Source organism: Roseicella frigidaeris, from assembly GCF_003258945.1.
In the GTDB taxonomy this organism is placed as follows: Bacteria; Pseudomonadota; Alphaproteobacteria; order Acetobacterales; family Acetobacteraceae; genus Paracraurococcus; species Paracraurococcus frigidaeris.
In genome coordinates, this window is record NZ_QLIX01000015.1 from 84,749 (window position 1) to 103,884 (window position 19,136).

At 75.8% G+C, this 19,136-nt stretch carries 20 protein-coding genes; 2 read left to right on the forward strand and 18 right to left on the reverse strand.

Annotated features, from left to right (window positions below):
* Nucleotides 1-47: 47 nt before the first annotated feature.
* The gene (locus DOO78_RS17915) at nt 48-1,202 is read right to left on the reverse strand and encodes a methyltransferase (protein ID WP_111471235.1); all 1,155 of its coding nucleotides are present in this window, start codon (nt 1,200-1,202) and stop codon (nt 48-50) included.
* Between the two features lie 9 nt (nt 1,203-1,211).
* Complete coding sequence (locus DOO78_RS17920) at nt 1,212-2,084, reverse strand: polyprenyl synthetase family protein (protein ID WP_111471236.1); 873 nt, start codon at nt 2,082-2,084, stop codon at nt 1,212-1,214.
* 121 nt (nt 2,085-2,205) lie between these two features.
* On the opposite strand from DOO78_RS17920, the gene crtD reads away from it, so the two are divergent.
* Nucleotides 2,206-3,735, forward strand: a complete 1,530-nt coding sequence (crtD, locus tag DOO78_RS17925; protein WP_111471237.1) for a 1-hydroxycarotenoid 3,4-desaturase CrtD — start codon at nt 2,206-2,208, stop codon at nt 3,733-3,735.
* Between the two features lie 155 nt (nt 3,736-3,890).
* Nucleotides 3,891-4,613 carry a carotenoid 1,2-hydratase gene (locus tag DOO78_RS17930; protein ID WP_243634587.1) on the forward strand — a complete coding sequence of 241 codons (723 nt, stop codon included), beginning with the start codon at nt 3,891-3,893 and terminating at the stop codon, nt 4,611-4,613.
* Between the two features lie 9 nt (nt 4,614-4,622).
* On the opposite strand, the gene DOO78_RS28450 is transcribed toward DOO78_RS17930, so the two are convergent.
* From DOO78_RS28450 to puhA, 16 genes are all read right to left on the reverse strand, one after another.
* Nucleotides 4,623-4,754 (reverse strand): hypothetical protein, encoded by a 132-nt coding sequence (locus DOO78_RS28450; protein WP_279387808.1) that lies wholly within the window; start codon nt 4,752-4,754, stop codon nt 4,623-4,625.
* Nucleotides 4,755-4,773: 19 nt separating this feature from the next.
* The gene (locus DOO78_RS27610; protein WP_165838962.1) at nt 4,774-4,926 is read right to left on the reverse strand and encodes a hypothetical protein; all 153 of its coding nucleotides are present in this window, start codon (nt 4,924-4,926) and stop codon (nt 4,774-4,776) included.
* Between the two features lie 114 nt (nt 4,927-5,040).
* A complete protein-coding gene (locus DOO78_RS17935) occupies nt 5,041-5,379 on the reverse strand; it encodes a hypothetical protein (RefSeq protein WP_111471238.1) in 339 nt (112 codons plus the stop codon).
* A 2-nt stretch (nt 5,380-5,381) separates the two neighbouring features.
* On the reverse strand, nt 5,382-6,515 hold the full coding sequence (locus DOO78_RS17940) for a phytoene/squalene synthase family protein (RefSeq protein WP_111471239.1): 1,134 nt from the start codon (nt 6,513-6,515) through the stop codon (nt 5,382-5,384).
* Nucleotides 6,496-8,058, reverse strand: a complete 1,563-nt coding sequence (gene crtI / locus DOO78_RS17945; protein ID WP_111471240.1) for a phytoene desaturase family protein — start codon at nt 8,056-8,058, stop codon at nt 6,496-6,498. Before crtI ends, DOO78_RS17940 begins: the two co-directional genes overlap by 20 nt.
* Before the next feature lie 103 nt (nt 8,059-8,161).
* Nucleotides 8,162-9,499: a DUF3422 family protein gene (locus tag DOO78_RS17950; protein ID WP_111471241.1), complete on the reverse strand. Its 1,338-nt coding sequence runs from the start codon at nt 9,497-9,499 to the stop codon at nt 8,162-8,164.
* 159 nt (nt 9,500-9,658) lie between these two features.
* Nucleotides 9,659-10,570, reverse strand: a complete 912-nt coding sequence (gene bchO / locus DOO78_RS17955; protein ID WP_111471242.1) for an alpha/beta fold hydrolase BchO — start codon at nt 10,568-10,570, stop codon at nt 9,659-9,661.
* The gene (locus DOO78_RS17960) at nt 10,567-12,360 is read right to left on the reverse strand and encodes a magnesium chelatase subunit D (protein WP_111471243.1); all 1,794 of its coding nucleotides are present in this window, start codon (nt 12,358-12,360) and stop codon (nt 10,567-10,569) included. Before DOO78_RS17960 ends, bchO begins: the two co-directional genes overlap by 4 nt.
* Entirely contained in the window at nt 12,357-13,502 is a 1,146-nt protein-coding gene (bchI, locus tag DOO78_RS17965; RefSeq protein ID WP_111471244.1) for a magnesium chelatase ATPase subunit I, read from the reverse strand. Before bchI ends, DOO78_RS17960 begins: the two co-directional genes overlap by 4 nt.
* Complete coding sequence (gene hemA / locus DOO78_RS17970) at nt 13,499-14,704, reverse strand: 5-aminolevulinate synthase (protein WP_111471245.1); 1,206 nt, start codon at nt 14,702-14,704, stop codon at nt 13,499-13,501. Before hemA ends, bchI begins: the two co-directional genes overlap by 4 nt.
* Before the next feature lie 41 nt (nt 14,705-14,745).
* On the reverse strand, nt 14,746-15,804 hold the full coding sequence (puhE, locus tag DOO78_RS17975; RefSeq protein WP_111471246.1) for a putative photosynthetic complex assembly protein PuhE: 1,059 nt from the start codon (nt 15,802-15,804) through the stop codon (nt 14,746-14,748).
* 15 nt (nt 15,805-15,819) lie between these two features.
* A complete protein-coding gene (gene acsF, locus DOO78_RS17980) occupies nt 15,820-16,899 on the reverse strand; it encodes a magnesium-protoporphyrin IX monomethyl ester (oxidative) cyclase (protein WP_111471247.1) in 1,080 nt (359 codons plus the stop codon).
* Nucleotides 16,896-17,213 carry a hypothetical protein gene (locus tag DOO78_RS17985; protein ID WP_207802956.1) on the reverse strand — a complete coding sequence of 106 codons (318 nt, stop codon included), beginning with the start codon at nt 17,211-17,213 and terminating at the stop codon, nt 16,896-16,898. The genes acsF and DOO78_RS17985 overlap by 4 nt, the downstream gene beginning before the upstream one ends.
* Nucleotides 17,210-17,662 carry a photosynthetic complex assembly protein PuhC gene (puhC, locus tag DOO78_RS17990; protein ID WP_207802957.1) on the reverse strand — a complete coding sequence of 151 codons (453 nt, stop codon included), beginning with the start codon at nt 17,660-17,662 and terminating at the stop codon, nt 17,210-17,212. Before puhC ends, DOO78_RS17985 begins: the two co-directional genes overlap by 4 nt.
* A 13-nt stretch (nt 17,663-17,675) precedes the next feature.
* Nucleotides 17,676-18,326 (reverse strand): photosynthetic complex putative assembly protein PuhB, encoded by a 651-nt coding sequence (gene puhB / locus DOO78_RS17995; RefSeq protein WP_111471249.1) that lies wholly within the window; start codon nt 18,324-18,326, stop codon nt 17,676-17,678.
* 11 nt (nt 18,327-18,337) lie between these two features.
* A complete protein-coding gene (puhA, locus tag DOO78_RS18000) occupies nt 18,338-19,123 on the reverse strand; it encodes a photosynthetic reaction center subunit H (RefSeq protein ID WP_111471250.1) in 786 nt (261 codons plus the stop codon).
* Between the last annotated feature and the right edge of the window lie 13 nt (nt 19,124-19,136).

Genomic DNA, 19,136 nt, shown 5'->3' on the forward strand with positions numbered 1-19,136 from the left:
TTTCATCTGACATACGGCGCGTGCCACATCGGCGCGATCGGGCGGCGTCATGCCACCGGCCTCGCCAGCATGGCCCGCACCAGCAGCGGCGTGCCCGTGCGCAGCAGCCGCGCCGGGCCGAAGCCGGCGGCGCGCAGCAACCCGTCGATCTCCGCCGGCCGGCGCGGCCGGCCCTGGCCCATCGCCAGGAGATAGAAGCCGAAATAGGCCTCGCCCGCGGGCTCGGCATCCGGCGTGCCCGCCATCGGCTCGGCGAGCAGCAGGCTGCCGTCGGTCGGCAAGGCCCGCCGGGCGGCGCGCAGGATGGCGAGCGCGACGTCGTCGTCATGGTCGTGCAGCACGCGCACCAGCGAGATCAGGTCGGCGCCGGCCGGCAGCGGATCGCGCAGGAAGTCGCCGCCGATCGCCTGCGCCCGGCCTCCCAGCCCCTCCCGGGCGAAGCGGGCCCGCGCCCGCTCGGCCACCGCCGGCAGGTCGAAGAGCAGCAGTTGCAGATGCGGCGCGCGGGCGGCGGCGGCGGCCAGGAACACGCCCTCCCCGCCGCCCAGGTCGAGCAGGCAGCGATGCGCGCGCAGCGGCGCGACATCGAGCACCTCCTCGGCGATCATCGCCTGGGAGGCCGCCATCAGCGTGGAATAGGCCGCCACCTCGGCGGCGCCGAGCGCCTCGGGCCGCGCCTCGCCGGCATAGGGCCAGAGCCGCGCGAGATCCGTCGCGCCGCGCCCCTCGCCGCGCAGCAGCGCCACCGGGTCGCGCAGGTCGGCATAGAGCGCCGCATGGTGCTCGACCATCGCCACCAAGCCGGCATTGCCGACCAGGGCCGCGCCGAGCGGGCCGAGCGCGAAGCGGCCGCCCCGCCGCCGGGCCACCAGGCCGAGCGAGGCCGCCGCGCCGAGCAGCCGCTGCGCCGCCGCCTCGTCCAGGCCGAGGCGCGGCGCCAGGGCGGCGGCGCTCATCGCGCCCTCGGCGCGCAGCAGCTCGCACAGCCGCAGCCGCACGCAGGCCAGCAGCACCTGTGAATAGACGAAGCCGGCGCAGAGATCGAACAGCGCCCGCGTCCGCCGCCGCGCCACCGGCCGCGTCAGCGGGAAGCGCGCCGCCCAGCGGCGGAAGCGCGGATTCGCCACCAGCCCCTCGCGCAGGTCGCGCAGCCGGTCGAGCGTGCCCGGCAGCATCGACGGGGCCATGACCCGCGCGGTCATGCCGCCGGCTCAGGCCGCGCTGCGGCTGAGGCTGCGCGGCGTCAGCCGCCGGGCCTCGCTGCGGACGAGCGCGCGCAACTCGGCGGCGCCATGGCAGGCGGGAATGGCCTGCGCCGCCACGGCGACGAGCTCCTCGAGCCGCTGCACGGCGGCCGGAATGCCCAGCGCCAGGGCGAGGCTCGGCCGGCCGAGCGCCGCGTCGCGGCCCGCCGGCTTGCCCATCTCGTCGGGCTCGGCGACCACGTCGCGGATGTCGTCCGCCGCCTGGTAGGCCTCGCCGAGGCGCTCGCCGAAGATCCGCCAGGGCGCGAGATCCGCCGCGCCGGCGGAGGCCGCCCCCGCCGCGGCCGCCGCGGCGAAGAGCGCGCCGGTCTTCTGGCGGTGATAGGCCTCGAGCGCGGCGACCGGCTCGCATTCCCAGGACTGGCCAGCCACGATGCCATGCGGCACGCCCACGCCCTGCCCGACCGCGGCCAGCACCGGCGGCAGCCGCGCGCCGAGGCCCTCGCTGGCCTGCGCCAGGGTCTGGAAGGCGAGGACGATCAGCGCATCGCCGGCCAGCAGGGCCAGCGGCACGCCGAAGGCGCGATGCACGGAGAGGCGGCCGCGCCGCTCCGCCGCATCGTCGAAGCAGGGCAGGTCGTCATGCACCAGGGAGGCGCAGTGCAGCAGCTCGATCGCGGCCGCGGCGGCATCCGTCAAGGCCGGGGCGTCCTCGCCGCAGGCCGCGGCGACAGCGAGGCAGAGGCGCGGCCGCACCCGGGCGCCGCGGGGGAATACGGCGTGGCGCATGGCGGCAGCGAGGCGCGGCGGCGCATCGGCGGCGTCGGCCATCGCCACCGCAGTCTCCAGGCTGCGCTCGATCCGGGTGACGCCGTCCATTGCCGTCCTCCGCTGCGCCGGGGCTTCGGGAGCGCCCTGGCGATTGTCGTTTTTGTTTGACGATCACGACTGTCAACTTCTATTGACATAAGAGTCAAGCGCTAATTGCGGGGCCCTCCTCATGCGCACCGGACGTGTTGCGGTGGTCGGCGCCGGCATCGGCGGCTTGGTGGCAGCCCTGTCGCTCGCGGCGCAGGGGCTCGAGGTGATCGTGCTGGAACGCGCCGCGACGCCGGGCGGCAAGATGCGCCAGATCGCGCTCGGCGATGCGCGCATCGATGCCGGCCCGACCGTCTTCACCATGCGCTGGGTCTTCGAGGAGATCTTCGCCGAGGCGGGCGCCAGGCTCGACGAGCACCTGACGCTGCAGCCGGCGGCGGTGCTGGCGCGCCACGCCTGGGACGGCGGCGGCCGGCTCGATCTCTACGCCGATATCGACCGCTCGGCCGAGGCGATCGGCGCCTTCGCCGGGCCGGCGGCAGCGCAGGGCTACCGCGCCTTCTGCGACCGCGCGCGCCGCATCTGGTCCACGCTGGAGCAGCCCTTCATCCGCGCGCCGCGCCCCTCCATGCTGTCCCTGATCACCGCCGCCTGGCCGGCGGGGCTCGCCGAGCTCTGGGGGGTCTCCCCCTTCGCCACGCTCTGGCGCGCCCTGGCCGAGCATTTCGCCGATGCGCGGCTGCGCCAGCTCTTCGGGCGCTACTCGACCTATTGCGGCTCGTCGCCCTTCCTCGCGCCGGCGACGCTGATGCTCATCGCGCATGTCGAGCAACAGGGGGTCTGGCTGGTCAAGGGCGGCATGTACCGGGTGGCCGAGGCGCTGGCCGGCCTCGCCGCGGCACGGGGGGCGCAGATCCGCTACGGCGCCGAGGTCGCCGAGATCCTGGTCGGCGGCGGCCGCGTCGCCGGCCTCAGGCTCGCCGATGGCGAAAGGCTGGCCGTCGACGCCGCCATCCTGAACGCCGACCTGGCGGCGCTGGCCGCCGGCCTGTTCGGCGAGCTGCCGGCCCGCGCCGTGACGCTGCGGGGCGAGCGCTCCCTCTCGGCCGTCACCTGGGCCATGCTGGCCGAGGCGGAGGGCTTTCCGCTGGCGCGGCACACGGTGTTCTTCTCCGGCGCCTATGCGGACGAGTTCGACCGCGTCTTCGCCCAGCAACGCCTGCCCGCCCACCCCACCGTCTATGCCTGCGCCCAGGACCGCGACGATGCGGGGGGCGGGCATGCCGGCGGGCCGGAGCGGTTGCTGCTGCTCGTCAACGCGCCGCCGAGCGGCGACCGGCGCGCCTTCACCCCAGCGGAGATCAAGGAATGCGAGCGGGCGAGTTTCGGCCTGATGCGGCGCTGCGGCCTCACGCTCCGGCCGATGGCGACGGCGCTGACCACGCCGGCGGAGTTCGAGCGGCTCTTCCCGGCGACGGGGGGCGCCCTCTACGGCCGGGCGCTGCATGGCTGGCAGGCGAGCTTCCAGCGGCCGGGGGCGCGGACGGCGCTGCCGGGCCTCTATCTCTGCGGCGGCAGCGTGCATCCGGGGGCGGGGGTGCCGATGGCGGCGCTGTCGGGCCGTCAGGCGGCGGCGAGCCTGCGGGCGGACCTCGGTTCGACCGGCCCGTCCCGCCGCGCGGCTATGCGTGGTGGTACCTCGACGGGCTGAGCGAGGACGGGCGGCACGGGCTGACGATCATCGCCTTCATCGGCAGCGTCTTCTCGCCCTGGTATGCCTGGGCGCGGCGCGGCGGCCGGGCGGCGGAGCCGGCGGCGCATTGCGCGCTGAACGTCGCCCTCTACGGCCCGGGCGGCCGCTGGGCGATGACCGAGCGGCGCGGCGAGGCGCTCGGCCGCGGCGAGGACTGGCTGCGCATCGGGCCGAGCACGCTGCGCTGGGACGGCGCGACGCTGGTGGTGGAGTTCGCCGAGGTCGCGGCGCCGCTGCCGCGCCCGGTGCGCGGCCGGGTGCGGCTGCACGCCGCCGCGCCCGGCCGGCGCGGCTTCCTGCTGGATGCCGCGGGGCGGCACCGCTGGCGGCCCATCGCCGCGGCGGCGCGGATCGAGGTGGAGCTCGACCAGCCGCGGCTGCGCTGGTCCGGCCCCGGCTATTTCGACAGCAACGACGGCGATGCGCCGCTGGAGGAGGATTTCCGCCGCTGGGACTGGTGCCGCGCGCCGCTCGGCCAGGGAGAGGCGGCGGGCAGCGCGGTGCTCTACAACGTCGCGCGCCGGGACGGCACGGCTCAGTCCCTGGCGCTGCGGGTCCACCCCTCGGGCGCGATCGAGGACATGCCGCCACCGCCGCCCGCGACGCTGCCGCGCAGCCGCTGGCGGCTGGACCGCCCGACGCGCGCCGATCCGGGCGAGGCGCCGCGGGTGCTGCGGACGCTGCAGGACGCGCCCTTCTATGCCCGCTCGATGATCGCGACGCGGCTCTGCGGCGAGGCGACGGTGGCGGTGCATGAGAGCCTGGACCTGGACCGCTTCCGCGCGCCCTGGGTGCAGGCGATGCTGCCCTTCCGCATTCCGCGCAGCTTGCGCTGAATTACCGCTTCAGCCGCGCTCGCCCCGGGCGCGGGCCCGGGCGATGGCGCGGCGCACCGCGACCAGCTCGGCCAGCGCCAGCGCCAGGACCAGCAGCAGGATCAGGCCCCATTCCCAGCGCGCGAGCGTCGCGCCGTCCATGCCCGCCCCAGGCCGCCGCTCAGCGTTGCGGCGGGGTGTTGCGGCCGGCGCCGAGCGGATGCTTCACCGGCCCCTCCTCGCCCCGCTTGGCGCGGCTGCGCCGGACCGAGAGGAATTGCCAGATGCCGATGGCGAGCGCCGCCACCAGCGTCAGGCCGAACAGCCAGCTCACGAAGTTTTCCCAGCCCATGACGTGCCCCGTCCTTGGTGAAGCCTGCGGCCAAAGCGCGACGGAGGCCGGGGCAACGGCATGGCCCTTCGTCATTTGCTCGCGACGCGGTCCCGCTCAGCCGGCCGCGTCGGGCAGGCGGTAGCGGGTGCGGCAGCGGAGCCAGAGGTCGTAGGCGAGGAGCAGGAAGAGGAAGCCGGCGAGATCGAAGAGCGAGAAGACGCCGCCGGTCATGCCATAGGCGAGCAGCCCCTGCAGCCCGGCCAGGATCAGCCCGAGGCGGATGATGGGGGGCATCATCTCGCCCATCATCGCCAGCGACGGCGCCAGGGGCGGCGCGGCCAGCCCCCGCGCCATCGCCGCGCGCGCCCGGGCGCGCCGCGCCCAGGCCGACCGGAGCAGCCAGGCGCCGGCCAGGCAGAAGCCGGCGCCGGCCCAAGGGGCGAGGGCGGCCATCCTCACCCCGCCCGCGCCGGATCGGACAAGCCGTCGGACAGCCCCTCGAAGCCGGCGGGCCGGTGCGCGCGGTCGCGCCGCTCCAGCCGCTCGAACAGGTGCAGCACCCGGGCGAGGCGGGCCGGGATGTCGAAGGCGCCGGGCAGCGGCGCCTCCGGCGGCAGCGCCTCGGCGGCGCTCGCCCGCAGCAGGAAGCGGTTGGCCGCGAGCGGCGGCGCCGCCGGCGCCGGCGCGGCCCGCAACGCCAGCGCGGCGCTGCGCAGCAGCAGCGCGGCCTTGCGCCGGGCCGGCACCACCGCCCGCGCCGCGACGGAATCGAGCCCCTGCCGCTCCACCTGCCGGCCGATCTCGGCATAGAGCAGCCGCGCCGCGGCGATGCCGGGGCGGCAATCCGCCGGCAGCAGGGCGATGCCGGCTTCCGCCCGGGCATAGAGCCAGTCCGCCCGCCGCAGCAGCCGGGCGACGACCGTGCCGAGGCCGGGCTGGAAGGCCGGCGCGGCGAGGAAGGCCTCCGGCGCCAGCCCGGCCTCCCGCAGCCAGTCCAGCGGCAGGTAGAGCCGGCCGGCGCGCGCATCCTCGCCGATATCGCGGGCGATGTTGGTGAGCTGCATGGCCACGCCGAGATCGCTGGCGCGCGCCAGCGCCTCTCCCCCCCGTGCGCCCATCAGCAGGGCCATCATGGCGCCGACCGCGCCGGCCACCCGCGCCGCGTAGTCCTCGAGCGCCGCCAGGCTGGGGTAGCGCCGTCCCGCGGCATCCCAGGCGAGCCCCTCCAGCAGCGCCTCCGGCAAGGCGCGCGGGATGCCATGCTGCGCGACGACGAGGGCGAAGGCGCGGTCCGCCGGCAGGGCGGCAGGCCGTCCGGCATAGGCGGCGTGCAGCCGCGCCTGCAGCCCGGCCAGGGCCGCCTCGCGGGCGCCGCCGGCGCCCATGCCCGGCTCCGTGCCGTCGATGGCGTCGTCGGCGAGGCGGCAGAAGGCGTAGAGCGCCGCCGCCGGCCGCGCCACCCGCTTCGGCAGCAGCAGCGAGGCCATCTGGAAGCTGCGCGAGCCGCCGCGGAGCAGGGCGCGGCAGGCGGCGAGATCGGCGCGCGCCGCGGCCGCGGCGGCCGGGCTGTCAGGCCAACGCATGGGCATGCGGCACCACCTTGTCGAGAATGCGGGCCGAGGAGAGGACGCCGGGCAGCCCCGCCCCGGGATGCGTCCCCGCCCCGACCAGGTAGAGCCGCTCCACCTCCTCGCTGCGGTTGTGCGGCCGGAACCAGGCGCTCTGCGTCAGGATGGGCTCGAGGCCGAAGCCGGCGCCGCGATAGGCAAGGAGGTCGGTGGCGAAATCCTGCGGCGTCGTGACGCGCGAGGTCACCACCGCATCCTCCAGCCCCGGCAGCAGGGTCGCCGACAGGCGGCGGGCGATGGCGCGGCGGAAGGGCTCGGCCTCGCGCGCCCAGTCGATCCCGGCGCCGAGATGCGGCACCGGCACCAGGGCGTAGAAGGCATCGGCGCCGGGCGGCGCCATGGCGGGGTCGGTCGCCGTCGGCCGGTGCAGATAGAGGCTGAAATCCGCCGGCAGCACGCGGCGGCGGAAGATGTCGTCGAGCAGCCCGCGATAGCGCGGGCCGAGCAGGATGCTGTGGTGGTCCACCGCCGGGTAGCGCCGGCGGGTGCCGAAATACCAGACGAAGAGCCCCATGGAGGAGCGCGCCCGCGCCAGCCGCCGGTCGGTCCAGCGCCGCCGCCGCAGGCCGGGCAGCAGGTGCCGGTAGGTCCAGGCGGAATCGGCGTTGGAGACGACGATGTCGGCGGCGAGCGTCGCGCCATCGGCCAGCCGCACGCCGCAGGCCCGCCCGTCGCGCAGCAGGATCTCCGCCACCTCGGCGCCGCAGCGCAGCGTGCCGCCCTGGCCGCGGATGAGCCCGGCCAGCCCCTCGACCAGCCGGCCGGTGCCGCCCATCACCCAGTGCACGCCCCAGCGCCGCTCCAGATGCGCGATCAGCCCGTAGAGGGCGCTGGCCGCGAAGGGATTGCCGCCGATCAGCAGCGGATGGAAGGAGAGCGCGGCGCGCAGCCGGTCGTCGCGCACATGCCGCGCCACCAGCGCATGCACGGAGCGCCAGGCGCCGAGGCGGACCAGCGCCGGCAGCACCCGCAGCATGTCGCGCGGCGCGCCGAAGGGCTGGTCGCCGAGTTCCTCGAAGCCGACGCGGCAGAGCGTCTCGCTCATGCGCATGAAGGCCTCGTAGCCCGCCAGGTCGCCGGGGCTGAGCCGCGTCACCTCGGCCCGCATCGCCGCGGCATCGCCGGAGCAGGCGAATTGCGCGCCGTCGTCGAAATGGATGCGGTAGAAGGGCGAGAGCGGCCGCAGCGTCACGTCGTCTTCCATGCGGCGGCCGCACAGCGTCCAGAGCTCGGCGAAGAGCTGCGGCGCGGTGACGATGGTCGGGCCGGCATCGAAGGTGAAGCCATCCTGCCGGTGCACGCGGGCGCGGCCGCCGAGGCTCGGCAGCCGCTCCAGCACCGTGACGCGGTAGCCGCGGGCGCCGAGCCGCACCGCCGCGGCGAGGCCGCCGAAGCCGCTGCCGATGACCACCGCATGCGGCCGGGCGGGGTCCGGCCCCGGCCGCGCCTCGCCCGGGGGCGACTCAGGGGGCGGTGCGGCGTCGAGGGTTGCGGCGTTCAGCATGACAGTCGCGACTGTAAACTTGGTCTGACAGATGCCGCCAGCGCAAAAGCGGGCTCATGCCAAAGGCTGGGCGCAGGATGGTGAGATCGGCCTGCGCCCGGTCTCAGCCATGCCGCGACAGGCTCCGGCGGATGCGCAGGATGCCGAGGCCGACGGCGAGCGCCACGACCGGGATGCCGGCCGCCGCGACCAGCTCCGGGTCGAGCTTGAGGACGCCGGCGGATTTCGCGCCCTTGGCCAGATAGGCGAGGAGACCCGTGATGTAGTAGGTGATGGCGGCGATGGAGAGCCCCTCCACCGTCTGCTGCAGATGCAGCTGCAGCTGGCCGCGTCGGTCCATCGAGGCGAGCAGCGCCTGCGCCTGGCGCTCCCGCGTCACCCCGACGCGGGTGGAGAGAAGCTGCGTCGCCCGCGCCACGTGCTGCGACAGCGCCTCGTGCCGCCGCGCCACGGCGATGCAGGTGGCCCTGGCCGGCGCCAGGCGCCGGTCGAGGAATTCCTGCAGGGTCGAGAAGCCCTCGATCCGCAGCTCGCGCAGCTCGGCGAGGCGGCGCTCGACCAGCGCGTAATAGGCGGCGCCGGCATCGAAGCGGAACCGCGTGCGGGCGTGCCAGCTCTCGACATCGGCGGCCAGTCGGGTGAGCCGGTCGAGCAGCGCCGCCTCCCCCGCCTCGCCGCCCTCCACCTGCGTCGCGGCGATCTCCGACAGCGTCTGCTCGAAGCGCGTGAGGACGGGGGCGAGCGCGCGCGCCACCGGCAGGGCGAGCTGGGCCATGGCGCGGTAGATGTCGATCTCGATCAGGCGCTGCATCATCCGCCCGGCCTGGCGCCGGGTCATCGCCCGGTCCTCGATGAGGAAGCGGGCGAAGCCATCGGCATGCAGGCGGAAATCGCTCAGCACCGTCGCGGCGCCGCCGGCGAGGGCGGAGCCGGCCACCACGCCGCCGGAGACATGCCGCGCCGCCGTGGCCAGGTCGAGCCGCGGCAGGTCCGGCGCGCCGCGCAGCAGCACCAGATGCCCGGCGGCGATGAGCCGGCCGGGCAGCGCCGCCACCCAGTCGGCCGGCAGCGCGTCGATGGCCGGGGCGGCGAAGGGGTGCTCCGGCTCGGCGCCGGGCTGCAGGACGACGCAGCGATAGAATTCGGTGTGCAGCTCCCATTTCACGCGGAAGCCGCCCAGCTCGGCGCTGTAATGCACGGCGCCGGGCGGCGGCGGCGGCGCGCCGTGGCGCTGCGCGAGGTCGCGCATCGCCGCCCAGGCGGCCTCCCGCTCCGGCTCCTCGCAGAGCAGGGCGAGGAAGGAGAGCCGGGCCGGCGCGACGATCGGCTCGGTCGGCCGCGCATGCAGCTCCTCCGTCAGCGCCACCCGCCAGGGATGCTCCGGCGGCAGGCGGCGCGGCTCCGCCGCATCGCCCTCGCCCTTCGACGCCTGCTCCGCCATGCCGCGCTCCCCGCGCCACGATCGCACCACCCCTGGAGCGTGATCGCCTGGGGTGGGATCACCGAAGGCCTGCATCACGCGACCAGACCATGAGCCGGACCATGCTCCGCGAACCCGCGGGAACGGAGCATGGTCCGGCGTCTGGCCCGGCCGCCGGCGTCACCGCTCCGGCAGGCCGCACCGGTCGAGCTTCCGCGCCTCCGGCACCGGCGCCCAGCGCTCCAGGATGGCGGCGACCGCCTCCGGCCTTTCCTCATGCGCGAGATGCCCGAGGCCGGGCAGCCGCACCACCTCCGCCGTCCGCAGCATCCCCCGCAGCCGCAGCGCATCGCCGGGCGGGATGGTGCGGTCGCCCTCACCCACCACCAGGACCAGCGGCATCGGCAGGCGCGGCAGGTCCTGCAGCAGCGGCCGCAGATCCCAGCCCGCCATCATGCCGAGCGCGGCGCGGAGATGCCCCGGCCGGCGCAGCAGCCGGGCATAGAACTCGACCCCCCGCGGCCCGATCCGCGAGCCGGTGTCGCGCAGCAGCCGCTCCGCCACGCCGCGCTCGGAGGCGAGCCAGGCGAAGGCGCGCGGCACGAAGGAGAGGCCGGCGAGCAGCCGCGCGGCGCCGCGGAAGAAGCCGGCATGCTCGCGCCCGATCGGCAGCAGCGCCGCGTTCAGCCCGATGACGGCGCGCGGCGCGATGCGCCCGTCCAGCGCCATGCGCAGCAGCACCGCGGCCCCGGCGGAATGCCCGGCGGCCAGCGCCGGGGCGAGGTCGAGGCGGCGCAGCAGCGCCCCCACCAGCGCCGCCATCCCCGGCAGGGTGAGGCCGCCCGCCGGCGGCATGGCGGTGAAACCATGACCCGGCAGGTCCGGCGCCACCACGGTGAAATGCCGCGCCAGCAGCGGCGCCAGGTCGCGCCAGGAATGCGTCGCCGCCGCGGTGCCGTGCAGCAGCAGCAGCACCGGCCCCTCGCCCATCACCTGCACGTGCCAGCGCAGGCCGCCGGCCTCGACGAAGCGGCTGGCGGCGCGGTTGGGCCAGTCGCGGCCCTCCCGGTCCCAGGTCGGATGGTCGCTCACGCCGCCGCGCCATGCCCCGCCACCAGCCGCGCCGCGGTCCGCTGCACCGCGGCCGAGAGGAGGGCGGGATCGGCGGCGGGCAGGGGCAGATGCGGCGCCCCGAGCGCCTCGGCCAGGTCGCGCGCGAAGGCCTGCGGCCGCGGCGCCATGTCCACCAGCAGCACGGCGCCGGCGCAGCCCTCCCGCCGCAGCGCCCGCCCGGCGGCCAGCGCATCCGCCTCGGCCTGGGCGCGGCCGGCGGCCCGCCCCTCGCGCGAGATGTTGGCGCGGCCATCGGTCAGCAACACCAGCAGCGGCGTGCGGCCCTGCCGCCGCTCGGTGGCCGCCAGGGCCCGCGCCGCCTCCAGCCCGAGGGCCAGGGGCGTGCCGCCGCCGCCCGGCAAGGCGGCGAGGCAGCGCCGCGCCCGGACCAGGGAACGGGTCGGCGGCAGCAGCAGCTCGGCGCCGCTGCCGCGGAAGCTGATCAGCGCCACCCGGTCGCGGCGCGCATAGCAGGCGGCCAGCAGCAGCTCCGCCGCGCCCTTCGCCTCGGCCAGCCGGTGCAGGGCGGCGGAGCCGGAGGCATCCACCACGAAGACCGTCGTGGTCTCGGCCGGGCGGCGCAGGCGGAGGACGCGAAAATCCTCCCGCCGCACCGCGATGCGCGCCCCTGCCCCACCGGCGCCGCGCAGCCGCTGCCAGGGGGCCGCCGCGCGCAACGTCTCGACGAGGCTGAGCCGGAAGCCGGCGCGGGGATCGCCGGCCCGCGTCCCGACCGGCCGGCCACGCCGCGCCGCCTGCCGCGCCGGCCCCTTGCGGCCCTCGCCGCCGGCACCGGCGCCGGCGACCGGCGCGGCGGCGGCGAGGTGCGCCAGCAGTTCCGGCGGCAGGGCGGCGCGGGCGGCGGCGAGCACTACATCGGGCAGCGTCTGGGCCGCGGCCTCGCCGGGCGCCGCCTCGGGGGTCGCCTCGGGCGGCCTCGCCTCCGCGGCTTCCTCCTCCTCCGCCGCCTCCTCGGGCGCCGGCAGCCGGGTCGCGCGCGGGGCCAGGACCAGGCGGGCGGCGAGCGCAGCATCCGCCGCCTCCACCGCCCGGCGCCCGGCCAGCGCCGCCGCCGCCTGCGCCGCCCGCAGCGCCAGCAGCGGCGCCCGCAGCGAGGCGATGCCGAGCGCGACCGCGGTGGCGCAGAGCGCCTCGATCACCGCCGGCGCGGGGGGTGGCAAGCGGCGCAGCCGGGCCCGCGCCGCGCGCAGGGAGGCCGGCGCGGCCGCGTCGGGCGGCGCGCCATCGAGCGTGAGATGGAAGGCGAGGCGATCGAGCAGCGCGACGGGCGGCCGCTCCTCCTCCAGCCCCTCGTCCAGCGCCACCAGGCCGAGCCGCGCGGGCTGGCAGAGGGCCAGGCCGTCGCGCTCCACCCGCACCTCGCCGGTATCGAGCGCCGCGGCGAGGCGCAGCGCCGTGGCCGCCGGCAGGCGCTCGGCCATGGCGAGCAGCAGCACCCCGCCATCCGCCTCGGCCAGCAGCCCGCGTTCGGCGATCCGCCGCCCCGCCTGCAGCGTGCCCGGCAGGTCGAGGCCGCCCAGCAGCCGGCCATCGGCCACGCCCGGCGGCACCCGCCGCCAGGGCGCCTCGCGCGGCAACAGCCGCCGCAGCAGCGCCAGCCAGGCCTCGCGCGCCGGCCCGGGCGGGCCGCGCAGGGCCACGCCGCCCAGCCCCACCGGGTCGAGGGCCAGCAACGCCGCGACCAGCGCGGCCTCCGCCCCGGTCTCGGGCGCGGCTCCCGGCGCGACCTTGGGCGGCGCCGTGGTCACGCGCCCAGCACCTCGGCCATCGCCCGCTCGACGCGGGTGGTCGAGGCCGCCTCGTCCAGCGGGTTGCGGCGCAGCCGGTGGCGCAGCGCCGCCGGGGCGACGCGGCGCAGATGCGCCAGCGTCACCGCCGCCTCGCCCTCCAGCGCCGCCACCGCCCGCGCCGCGCGCACCAGCGTCAGCTCGCCGCGCAGCCCGTCCGTGCCGAGCGCCAGGCAGAGCCGCGCCGCGGCCTCGAGGATGGCGACGGGCGTCGCCATGGCGCCGATGCGGCCGCGCGCCTCGGCGATGCGCTGCCGCGTCGCCGCCTCCTCCTCGGCCCAGAGCGCGGCGAAGCCCTCCGGCTCGCGCTCGAAGGCATCGCGGCGGCGGATCACCTCGACGCGGTCCGCCAGCACCTCCGGCGTGCGGATCTCGACCGAGAGGCCGAAGCGGTCGAGGAGCTGCGGCCGCAGCTCGCCCTCCTCCGGATTGCCGCTGCCGACCAGGACGAAGCGGGCGGGATGGCGGATGCTGAGGCCGTCGCGCTCGACCAGGTTCTCGCCGGAGGCGGCGACGTCGAGCAGCAGGTCGACCAGATGATCCTCCAGCAGGTTCACCTCGTCGATGTAGAGGAAGCCGCGATGCGCGCGGGCCAGCAGCCCGGGCTCGAAGGACTTCACCCCGGCGGCCAGCGCCCGCTCCAGGTCGAGGGTGCCGACGACGCGGTCCTCGGTCGCGCCGAGCGGCAGGTCGATGACCGGCACCGGCAAGCTGTGCGTGGGCAGGGCGCCGCGCGACCGGCGGGCGCGGCAGTCCTCGCAGCCGGCGCGGTCGGCCGGGTCGCAGGCATAGCGGCAGCCGCGCACGGCGCGCATCGGCGGCAGCAGGGCGGCCAGGGCCCGCACGGCGGTGGATTTCCCGGTGCCGCGGTCGCCGAAGACGAGCACGCCGCCGATGCCGGGATCGACCGCGGCGGCGAGCAGGGCGAGCCGCATCTCCTCCTGCCCGACGAGGGCCGAGAAGGGATAGGGGGTGCGCCGCCCCGATGCCGCCTCCTTCGGGGCCGCCCGCGCCGCGGCGCGGGCCGGGCGGGGCGCGGCGGCGCGACGCGGCGGCGGGTGGGCGGCGGCGCCGTTGATGGCGCCGTTGACGGGACCCGTCATGCGGCGCGCCTGAGGCTGAGCTCCGCCCATATCCCGGCCAGGGCGGTGACCAGATGCTCGATATCCGCCTCGCTGTGCAGCGGCGAGGGCGTCAGCCGCAGCCGCTCGGTGCCGCGCGGCACGGTCGGGTAGTTGATCGGCTGCACGTAGATGCCGTGCTGCTCCAGCAGCAGGTCGCTGATGCGCTTGCACTGCACCGGATCGCCCACCATCACCGGGACGATGTGGCTGGGATTCGCCAGATGCGGCAGCCCGGCCTCGTCCAGCCGGCGGCGCAGCAGCGCCACCCGGTCGTGCATCAGGGCGCGCTCGGCGCCGCTCGCCCGGAGATGGCGGATGCTCGCCAGCGCGCCGGCCGCCACATGCGGCGGCAGGGAGGTGGTGAAGATGAAGCCGGAGGCGAAGCTGCGGACGAAGTCGCACATCGCCGCCGAGCCGGCGATGTAGCCGCCGATCACGCCGAAGGCCTTGGCGAGCGTGCCCTCGATCACCGTCAGCCGGTGCGCCAGCCCCTCGCGCTCGGCGATGCCGCCGCCCGTCGGGCCGTAGAGGCCGACCGCATGCACCTCGTCGAGATAGGTCATGGCGCCATGCGCCTCGGCCACGTCGCAGATCTCGGCGATCGGCGCGACGTCGCCATCCATGGAATAGACGCTCTCGAAGGCGATCAGCTTCGGCGTTCCCGGCTCGAGATCCGAGAGCCGGCGGTCGAGATCCTCGGGGTCGTTGTGGCGGAAGACGCGGCACTGCGCCCGGCTGTGGCGGATGCCCTCGATCATCGAGGCATGGTTCAGCTCGTCGGACAGCACGACGCAGCCGGGCATCCGCCCTGCCAGCGTCGAGAGCGTCGCCCAGTTCGACATGTAGCCCGAGTTGAACAGCAGCGCCGCCTCGGCCCCGTGCAGGGCCGCGAGCTCCTGCTCCAGCAGGACGTGGTGGTGGTTGGTGCCGGCGATGTTGCGGGTGCCCCCGGCGCCGGCGCCGCAGCGCAGGAGCGCCTCCTGCATCGCCTCCAGCACCGCCGGATGCTGGCCCATGCCGAGATAGTCGTTGGAGCACCAGACCGTCACCTCGCCGGCGCCGCCGTCGCGCGCCGCGCGCGGGAAGCGGCCGGCCTGACGCTCGAGATCGGCGAAGACGCGGTAACGCCCCTCGCGGCGCAGGCCGTCAAGCTGCCGGCGGAAGAAGGCTTCGTACTGCATGGGACCTCCCTTGGCGTTCCGATGATTCATGACGCGGCCCATCACGGCGCCGCCGGCCGGGCACAGGCGGCGAAGGCGGCGCGCAGCCGCGCCTCGTCGAGGGCCCGGCCGATCGCCACCACGCGCGCCGGCTCCGTGCCCGCCTCCCGGTCCTCGAGCCGCGGCCGGCCGCCGGCGAGGCTGAAGCCGATCCAGCCCGAGCCGGTCCGCACCACGCCGCGCAGGCTTTCCACCTGGCCGAAGGCGCCGGCCGCCACCTCGTCCAGCAGCCGCCGCAGCGAGCGGGAATCGAGCGGCCCGCCGAGGCCCGGGTCCCAGCTAGCGATCCGCGCCGGCGCGCCGCCGCGCGAGCGCAGGCCCCAGCGCCACAGCGCCTCGACCGGGATCGGCAGCACCAGGAACCAGTGCTCCAGCACGCCGAGCGCCAGCAGGGTGGCGACGAGGCCGGCGCCGGCGGCCCGTTCGGGGCCGGTGGCGGGGGCGAGGAAATCGTGCAGCAGCGCCGCGCAGGCCAGGGTGCCGAGCGTGACCGAGACCGGGAAGAGCAGGTTCATCGGGCGGCGCGCGAAATAGCTGCCGAGATAGCGCAGATGCGCCGGCAGGAAGCCCTCGCCCGGGTTGCGCACCCCGAGGAAGAGATTGAGCTTGGCGCTGGTGCGCATGATCCAGAGCACGAGGAAGGTCCAGGCGCCGACCATGTTCGGCCGCCCCCAGCAGACCGCCAGCACCAGGATGCCGACGCCGAGGATGGCCAGCTCGTGCCAGAGCACCGCCGCCAGGGCGGCGCGCAGCCGCGGCCAGCCGGTGGCGCCGGGCGGCAGCGCCTCCCGCCGCGGCCCGGTGATCCAGCCGGTCAGGAAGCCGAGCTCGATCCAGGCCCAGCAGAGCAGGGCGCAGCCGAAGGCGAGATAGGCGCCGCGGGGCGTGTCGTCATCCGCCACGCCGTCGAGGCCCCAGAGGGCTGCGAGCAGCAGCAGGGTGGCGGCCGCCATGCTCCAGCGGAAGGTCTCCGGGCGGAGACCGTCGAGATGCAGGATCAGCCCGGTGCTGAACCACCACAGGAAGAGGGCGGTGAGCGCGGGGAGCCCGTAATCGAGCATGGCCAGCCCCCTTCCCTACCAGGCCGGCGCCATGCGCACCTGATCCGGCAGGGCGTGCCGGCGCGGCCGCAGCAGGTAGAGCCGCGCGAAGCTCGCCGCCGCCGCCGCGCCGAGGCCGAGGCGCCGCAGCCGCCCGCCGAGGCCGCCCGCGGCCCGTGCCGCCGCCATCCCCTCGCCGATCCGGCGCAGCCGCTCCAGCCCGCGCAGGAAGGCGGGGTTGTCGATGTCGAGCGTGTCGGGGAAGACCTGGCGGCAGATCGCCTCGGTGACGCGGAAGACCTGCATGTCGTACTCGGTCGGCGTCAGGCCCAGCGCCTTGTGGAATTCCGGCCGGGCATGGTCGCGCACATACATGGTGGCGAAGACGGCGAGCTGGAAGAAGCGGCACCAGAGCCGGTTCCTGCCCTGCACCAGCGCGGGGTTGGCGCGCAGCAGCAGGGCGAAGGCCTCGCCGTGCCGGAACTCGTCGTTGCACCACTTCTCGAACCACAGGAAGATCGGGTGGAAGCGCAGCTCCGGATGCCGCTCGAACTGCCGGAAGATGGTGATGTAGCGGGCGTAGCCGATCTTCTCGCTGAGATAGGTGGCGTAGAAGATGAATTTGGGCGTGAAGTAGTGGTACTTCTTCGCCCGGGTGAGGAAGCCGAGATCCACGCCCACGCCGAGATCCTTCAGCGTGTCGTTGATGAAGCCGGCATGCCGCGATTCGTCGCGCGCCATGTAGCCGAACAGCGCCTGCATGTCCGGGTTGCGCACGCGCTTCTTGATCTCGGCATAGAGCACGCAGCCGGAGAATTCGGCGGTGACGGAGCTGACGAGGAAATCCAGCAGCTCCTTCTGCAAACCCTCCGGCAGATCCGCCATGCGGAAGGCATCGAAGGCCTCGGTCCGGGTGAAGTGGCCGCGGTTCGGGTCGGCGCGGAACTCCGCCATCAGCAGGTCCCAGTCGGCGCGGATCGATTCCACGCTGATGCGGTCCACCGCCGCGAAATCCGTGGTGTAGAAGCGCGGCGAGAGCACCGTGTCGGTGGTGGCGATGCGGGTGGTCTCGTTCAGCGGCGCCGCGGCGCGGGCGCCATGGGTGACGGCGTTCATACGGCCCCCTCGGGCTCGAAGCCCACATGGTAGAGCTCGGCGAGCTCAAGGATCGCGGCGAAGCGGGTCCAGGCGCGCTCCAGCGGGCCGGCGCGCAGCACCGTCGCCCGCGTCTCGAAGCGCGTGCTCTCGCCGAAGCCGATATGGCCGGGCGCGCCATGCACCAGCACGCGGTCGCCCGGGCGCAGCTCCACGCCCTCGGGAATGGCGTAGGCGTAGAGGCATTCGGCGCTGCGCTCGATCTCGACGGTGCAGGGCACCTCGAAGCGACGCGCCCGGCCGCCGCGGCCGAGGGCTGACAGGCGTTCCATCATGGCGTCATCTCCCGCGCGGTGAGGAACCGGGCGAAGGCCTCGGCATTGGTCTGGCCATAGGCATGCAGCTCGAGGACGCGGCCGGTCGTGCTGTCCTCGAAGGTCAGGCGGCCGTCGCGCCAGGCCGCCAGGATGAAGGGCGCCTCGGCGCCGCCGCCGTCCAGCCGGCGCTCGCGCACCAGGCCGCGCAGGCCGCCGCGGAGGAAGCCGCCCTCGCCCGCCGTGAAGCGCGCCAGGGTGGCGCCGGTCGCGGCATCCAGGACCGCGATGCTGCCCTGCGGCAGATCGGCGAAGCGGAGCGTCCGCATCGCCAGCGGCGGCTCGGCCTCGACCGGCGCCGAGGCCGTGCCGCCCGACAGCGCAACCGCCGCGAGCACCGTGACCAGCAGCGCGGCGATCCCGAAGCCGGGGATCCGGGCGGCAAGACGATCGGCAAGGCCTTGCGGCATGGCGCCCTCCCCGTCAGGCCGTTGCGGTGCCGGGGGGGACGACCGGCGCCGGCGCCGAAGCCGGCATCGCCCGCCCGGGCACCGGCAGCGCCGCATGGGTCGCCAGCGCCCGCGCCAGGATGCGCCCCGCCACCTCGGCATCCGGCAGGGCGCGCAGCACCGGCTGCGGCTGCGCCACCCGCAGCCCGCGCAGATGCGGCCAGAGGCCGGCATAGGAGACGCGGTGCGGCGGCAGCAGCGTCAGCAGGATGTCGCCGCCGCCGCGCCAGGGCCGCAGCCCGGCGTTGCGGATGCTGGCAAAGGGCAGGTTCACCGTCGTCGGCAGCGCGACGCCGACCCGCAGCACCAGCCGCCGGTTGGTGATGGTGTAGAGCGTGCTCCGCGCCGCCAGGATGCAGAAGCCGGTCACCAGTCCCAGCACGCCGGCGCCGAGGGCCAGCGGCCAGGCCATGGCGGCGGCGGCCGCGCCGGGCGAGCCGCCCTCCTGCAGCACGGCGGCCGCGCCCCAGGCAGCGATGGCGCCGAAATAGGCGGCCAGCCAGCCGATGCGGAAGGTGCGGCGCGCCAGGCCGGTCCAGCTCGGCGTCCCCTGCCAGAGCACGGTCTCGCCTGCCGGCAGCGCCTCGGGCAGGCCGGGGAACGGTTCGTGTTCATGCTCCCTCACGGCAGCCTCCCTCACAGCAACGGCCCCAGACGCTGCGGCGTGGCGTAGAGATGGCCGCTGGCGAAATAGGCGGTGATCCGGTCCTCCTCCCGCAGCGTGATCTGGTCCGGATGCTGCGGCGTCGGCGCGGCGAGGAACTGCGCGGCGGTGACCGAGCTGACGTTGATGAGGCGCCGTGCGGGATCGATCCGCAGCAGCATCATGGGCAGCAGCACGCGCCGCCCGCCCGGCGCCGTCTCGACCTCGAGGAAGCGCACGAAGGTCTCGGAGCGATCGACCCAGGCCTCCACCACGGTGCCGGTGGCGATGCCGTCGGCGGCGATGACCGTCATGCCGCGCGGATCGGGATCCTCCGTCGCCAGATGGTAGCCGGGGGCGGCCCGCAGCGGCACGATCTTCGGCAGCTGCTCGTCGAAGGTCACGTCCGGCACGTCCAGCCGCTCCGCATAGGAGGCGGGACCGACGCCATCCCGCATCGGGTCGCCGAGCGGCTGCATGGGCGCGCCGGGGAAGCCGGCGGCCGGGGCGAGAAGCCCGGTGAGGTCGCGCTCCTGCCGCTCGAACTCGGTCGGCCGCGGGTCATGCGCCAGGAGGTATTTCTTGGGCTGCGGGACGGGCGGCCAGCCCTGCACCGCGACGCGGCCGCCGGAGCTGGTGGTCCGGTCGGAATCGAGGGGATAGCCCTCCCGCTTGTCCTCGCGGCGGAGATAGATCACCAGCCCGATGAAAAAGAGGAAAAAGGAATAGAGCGCGAGCGCCGCGACATCGAAGCTGTTGGTGAGGGTTGCGCTTGGCATCCGGGACCTCCGC

Bases quoted from the DNA above. Each gene is read 5' to 3' on its own strand.
- DOO78_RS17915 (WP_111471235.1), bottom strand. From the start codon at position 1,202: ATGACCGCGCGGGTCATGGCCCCGTCGATGCTGCCGGGCACGCTCGAC.
- DOO78_RS17920 (WP_111471236.1), bottom strand. From the start codon at position 2,084: ATGGACGGCGTCACCCGGATCGAGCGCAGCCTGGAGACTGCGGTGGCG.
- crtD (WP_111471237.1), top strand. From the start codon at position 2,206: ATGCGCACCGGACGTGTTGCGGTGGTCGGCGCCGGCATCGGCGGCTTG.
- DOO78_RS17930 (WP_243634587.1), top strand. From the start codon at position 3,891: ATGACCGAGCGGCGCGGCGAGGCGCTCGGCCGCGGCGAGGACTGGCTG.
- DOO78_RS28450 (WP_279387808.1), bottom strand. From the start codon at position 4,754: ATGGACGGCGCGACGCTCGCGCGCTGGGAATGGGGCCTGATCCTGCTG.
- DOO78_RS17935 (WP_111471238.1), bottom strand. From the start codon at position 5,379: ATGGCCGCCCTCGCCCCTTGGGCCGGCGCCGGCTTCTGCCTGGCCGGC.
- DOO78_RS17940 (WP_111471239.1), bottom strand. From the start codon at position 6,515: ATGCCCATGCGTTGGCCTGACAGCCCGGCCGCCGCGGCCGCGGCGCGC.
- crtI (WP_111471240.1), bottom strand. From the start codon at position 8,058: ATGCTGAACGCCGCAACCCTCGACGCCGCACCGCCCCCTGAGTCGCCC.
- DOO78_RS17950 (WP_111471241.1), bottom strand. From the start codon at position 9,499: ATGGCGGAGCAGGCGTCGAAGGGCGAGGGCGATGCGGCGGAGCCGCGC.
- bchI (WP_111471244.1), bottom strand. From the start codon at position 13,502: ATGACGGGTCCCGTCAACGGCGCCATCAACGGCGCCGCCGCCCACCCG.
- hemA (WP_111471245.1), bottom strand. From the start codon at position 14,704: ATGCAGTACGAAGCCTTCTTCCGCCGGCAGCTTGACGGCCTGCGCCGC.
- puhE (WP_111471246.1), bottom strand. From the start codon at position 15,804: ATGCTCGATTACGGGCTCCCCGCGCTCACCGCCCTCTTCCTGTGGTGG.
- acsF (WP_111471247.1), bottom strand. From the start codon at position 16,899: ATGAACGCCGTCACCCATGGCGCCCGCGCCGCGGCGCCGCTGAACGAG.
- DOO78_RS17985 (WP_207802956.1), bottom strand. From the start codon at position 17,213: ATGATGGAACGCCTGTCAGCCCTCGGCCGCGGCGGCCGGGCGCGTCGC.
- puhC (WP_207802957.1), bottom strand. From the start codon at position 17,662: ATGCCGCAAGGCCTTGCCGATCGTCTTGCCGCCCGGATCCCCGGCTTC.
- puhA (WP_111471250.1), bottom strand. From the start codon at position 19,123: ATGCCAAGCGCAACCCTCACCAACAGCTTCGATGTCGCGGCGCTCGCG.